The sequence below is a fragment of the Streptomyces sp. WM6386 genome (assembly GCF_000972385.1).
Classification (GTDB): domain Bacteria; phylum Actinomycetota; class Actinomycetes; order Streptomycetales; family Streptomycetaceae; genus Streptomyces.
In genome coordinates this window covers 54,031-59,000 of the sequence record NZ_JXTE01000063.1, presented here as the reverse complement: position 1 = coordinate 59,000, position 4,970 = coordinate 54,031, and the positions used below count along the sequence as shown (strand labels likewise).

Sequence of the window (4,970 nt, the reverse complement as noted above, 5' to 3'; positions counted from 1 at the left end):
AACACAGTGGACGCGAGCAACTGAGGACAAGCCCTCGGCCTATTAGTACCGGTCACCTCCGCACGTTACCGTGCTTCCAGATCCGGCCTATCAACCCAGTCGTCTACTGGGAGCCTTAACCCCTCAAGGGGGTGGGAATACTCATCTCGAAGCAGGCTTCCCGCTTAGATGCTTTCAGCGGTTATCCCTCCCGAACGTAGCCAACCAGCCATGCCCTTGGCAGAACAACTGGCACACCAGAGGTTCGTCCGTCCCGGTCCTCTCGTACTAGGGACAGCCCTTCTCAATATTCCTGCGCGCGCAGCGGATAGGGACCGAACTGTCTCACGACGTTCTAAACCCAGCTCGCGTACCGCTTTAATGGGCGAACAGCCCAACCCTTGGGACCGACTCCAGCCCCAGGATGCGACGAGCCGACATCGAGGTGCCAAACCATCCCGTCGATATGGACTCTTGGGGAAGATCAGCCTGTTATCCCCGGGGTACCTTTTATCCGTTGAGCGACGGCGCTTCCACAAGCCACCGCCGGATCACTAGTCCCGACTTTCGTCCCTGCTCGACCCGTCGGTCTCACAGTCAAGCTCCCTTGTGCACTTACACTCAACACCTGATTGCCAACCAGGCTGAGGGAACCTTTGGGCGCCTCCGTTACTCTTTAGGAGGCAACCGCCCCAGTTAAACTACCCATCAGACACTGTCCCTGATCCGGATCACGGACCCAGGTTAGACATCCAGCACGACCAGACTGGTATTTCAACGACGACTCCCCCTGAACTGGCGTCCAGAGTTCACAGTCTCCCAGCTATCCTACACAAGCCGAACCGAACACCAATATCAAACTGTAGTAAAGGTCCCGGGGTCTTTCCGTCCTGCTGCGCGAAACGAGCATCTTTACTCGTAGTGCAATTTCACCGGGCCTATGGTTGAGACAGTCGAGAAGTCGTTACGCCATTCGTGCAGGTCGGAACTTACCCGACAAGGAATTTCGCTACCTTAGGATGGTTATAGTTACCACCGCCGTTTACTGGCGCTTAAGTTCTCAGCTTCGCCCGACCGAAGTCGGACTAACCGGTCCCCTTAACGTTCCAGCACCGGGCAGGCGTCAGTCCGTATACATCGCCTTACGGCTTCGCACGGACCTGTGTTTTTAGTAAACAGTCGCTTCTCGCTGGTCTCTGCGGCCACCCCCAGCTCACCGAGTAAATCGGATCACCAGTGATGGCCCCCCTTCTCCCGAAGTTACGGGGGCATTTTGCCGAGTTCCTTAACCATAGTTCACCCGAACGCCTCGGTATTCTCTACCTGACCACCTGAGTCGGTTTAGGGTACGGGCCGCCATGAAACTCGCTAGAGGCTTTTCTCGACAGCATAGGATCATCCACTTCACCACAATCGGCTCGGCATCAGGTCTCAGCCTCAATGAGTGGCGGATTTGCCTACCACTCGGCCTACACCCTTACCCCGGGACAACCACCGCCCGGGCTGGACTACCTTCCTGCGTCACCCCATCACTCACCTACTACCACCTTGGTCCGGCGGCTCCACCACTTTCCTTTCCCCGAAGGGTCCGGAACGGCTTCACGGCCTTAGCATCAGAAGGTTCGATGTTTGACGCTTCACAGCGGGTACCGGAATATCAACCGGTTATCCATCGACTACGCCTGTCGGCCTCGCCTTAGGTCCCGACTTACCCTGGGCAGATCAGCTTGACCCAGGAACCCTTAGTCAATCGGCGCACACGTTTCTCACGTGTGTATCGCTACTCATGCCTGCATTCTCACTCGTGAACCGTCCACCACTAGCTTCCGCTGCGGCTTCACCCGGCACACGACGCTCCCCTACCCATCNNNNAATGACACGACTTCGGCGGTACGCTTGAGCCCCGCTACATTGTCGGCGCGGAATCACTAGACCAGTGAGCTATTACGCACTCTTTCAAGGGTGGCTGCTTCTAAGCCAACCTCCTGGTTGTCTCTGCGACTCCACATCCTTTCCCACTTAGCGTACGCTTAGGGGCCTTAGTCGATGCTCTGGGCTGTTTCCCTCTCGACCATGGAGCTTATCCCCCACAGTCTCACTGCCGTGCTCTCACTTACCGGCATTCGGAGTTTGGCTAAGGTCAGTAACCCGGTAGGGCCCATCGCCTATCCAGTGCTCTACCTCCGGCAAGAAACACACGACGCTGCACCTAAATGCATTTCGGGGAGAACCAGCTATCACGGAGTTTGATTGGCCTTTCACCCCTAACCACAGGTCATCCCCCAGGTTTTCAACCCTGGTGGGTTCGGTCCTCCACGAAGTCTTACCTCCGCTTCAACCTGCCCATGGCTAGATCACTCCGCTTCGGGTCTTGAGCGCGCTACTATACCGCCCTATTCGGACTCGCTTTCGCTACGGCTTCCCCACACGGGTTAACCTCGCAACACACCGCAAACTCGCAGGCTCATTCTTCAAAAGGCACGCAGTCACGACTGTATGTGCAAGCACATACAGCGACGCTCCCACGGCTTGTAGGCACACGGTTTCAGGTACTATTTCACTCCGCTCCCGCGGTACTTTTCACCATTCCCTCACGGTACTATCCGCTATCGGTCACCAGGGAATATTTAGGCTTAGCGGGTGGTCCCGCCAGATTCACACGGGATTTCTCGGGCCCCGTGCTACTTGGGTGTCTCTCAAACGAGCCGTACAGATTTCAGCTACGGGGGTCTTACCCTCTACGCCGGACCTTTCGCATGTCCTTCGCCTATCTGTACGGTTTCTGACTCGTCTCACAGCCGGCAGACTGTGAAAGAGAGATCCCACAACCCCGCATGCGCAACCCCTGCCGGGTCTCACACGCATACGGTTTGGCCTCATCCGGTTTCGCTCGCCACTACTCCCGGAATCACGGTTGTTTTCTCTTCCTGCGGGTACTGAGATGTTTCACTTCCCCGCGTTCCCTCCACATACCCTATGTGTTCAGGTATGGGTGACAGCCCATGACGACTGCCGGGTTTCCCCATTCGGAAACCCCCGGATCAAAGCCTGGTTGACGGCTCCCCGGGGACTATCGTGGCCTCCCACGTCCTTCATCGGTTCCTGGTGCCAAGGCATCCACCGTGCGCCCTTAAAAACTTGGCCACAGATGCTCGCGTCCACTGTGCAGTTCTCAAACAACGACCAGCCACCCATCACCCCGGAGCTTCACTCCGAGTTCACTGGGGCCGGCACTGAAGGCAGCCAATCGGCCATACCCTCAGACACCCAACAGCGTGCCCGGCACCCTCGCCACTCGTGATCAGCTTTCCACGCTCCGAAGAGCAGTACTGGCAGTCCGAGATGACTGAGAGTGCCGAATAATCAACGTTCCACCCTTGAGCAACCACCGCAGAACGTTTGCCTGCGTAATGGCCCTGGACCACCAGGCAAGCCTGGCGGCCTAGATGCTCCTTAGAAAGGAGGTGATCCAGCCGCACCTTCCGGTACGGCTACCTTGTTACGACTTCGTCCCAATCGCCAGTCCCACCTTCGACAGCTCCCTCCCACAAGGGGTTGGGCCACCGGCTTCGGGTGTTACCGACTTTCGTGACGTGACGGGCGGTGTGTACAAGGCCCGGGAACGTATTCACCGCAGCAATGCTGATCTGCGATTACTAGCAACTCCGACTTCATGGGGTCGAGTTGCAGACCCCAATCCGAACTGAGACAGGCTTTTTGAGATTCGCTCCACCTCACGGTTTCGCAGCTCATTGTACCTGCCATTGTAGCACGTGTGCAGCCCAAGACATAAGGGGCATGATGACTTGACGTCGTCCCCACCTTCCTCCGAGTTGACCCCGGCGGTCTCCTGTGAGTCCCCATCACCCCGAAGGGCATGCTGGCAACACAGGACAAGGGTTGCGCTCGTTGCGGGACTTAACCCAACATCTCACGACACGAGCTGACGACAGCCATGCACCACCTGTACACCGACCACAAGGGGGGCACCATCTCTGATGCTTTCCGGCGTATGTCAAGCCTTGGTAAGGTTCTTCGCGTTGCGTCGAATTAAGCCACATGCTCCGCTGCTTGTGCGGGCCCCCGTCAATTCCTTTGAGTTTTAGCCTTGCGGCCGTACTCCCCAGGCGGGGAACTTAATGCGTTAGCTGCGGCACCGACGACGTGGAATGTCGCCAACACCTAGTTCCCACCGTTTACGGCGTGGACTACCAGGGTATCTAATCCTGTTCGCTCCCCACGCTTTCGCTCCTCAGCGTCAGTAATGGCCCAGAGATCCGCCTTCGCCACCGGTGTTCCTCCTGATATCTGCGCATTTCACCGCTACACCAGGAATTCCGATCTCCCCTACCACACTCTAGCTAGCCCGTATCGAATGCAGACCCGGGGTTAAGCCCCGGGCTTTCACACCCGACGTGACAAGCCGCCTACGAGCTCTTTACGCCCAATAATTCCGGACAACGCTTGCGCCCTACGTATTACCGCGGCTGCTGGCACGTAGTTAGCCGGCGCTTCTTCTGCAGGTACCGTCACTTTCGCTTCTTCCCTGCTGAAAGAGGTTTACAACCCGAAGGCCGTCATCCCTCACGCGGCGTCGCTGCATCAGGCTTTCGCCCATTGTGCAATATTCCCCACTGCTGCCTCCCGTAGGAGTCTGGGCCGTGTCTCAGTCCCAGTGTGGCCGGTCGCCCTCTCAGGCCGGCTACCCGTCGTCGCCTTGGTGAGCCATTACCTCACCAACAAGCTGATAGGCCGCGGGCTCATCCTTCACCGCCGGAGCTTTCAACCACCACAGATGCCTGCGGTAGTGGTATCCGGTATTAGACCCCGTTTCCAGGGCTTGTCCCAGAGTGAAGGGCAGATTGCCCACGTGTTACTCACCCGTTCGCCACTAATCCCCACCGAAGTGGTTCATCGTTCGACTTGCATGTGTTAAGCACGCCGCCAGCGTTCGTCCTGAGCCAGGATCAAACTCTCCGTGAATGTTTACC

The 4,970-nt window shown here is 57.5% G+C and carries 2 rRNA genes; both read right to left on the bottom strand.

The features are described from left to right. Positions 1–22: 22 nt before the first annotated feature. Positions 23–3,123, bottom strand: a 23S ribosomal RNA gene (locus TN53_RS31280). A gap of 313 nt (positions 3,124–3,436) precedes the next feature. Further along, positions 3,437–4,962 (bottom strand): 16S ribosomal RNA (locus TN53_RS31275). The 16S and 23S rRNA genes sit together here, the layout of an rRNA operon. Between the last annotated feature and the right edge of the window lie 8 nt (positions 4,963–4,970).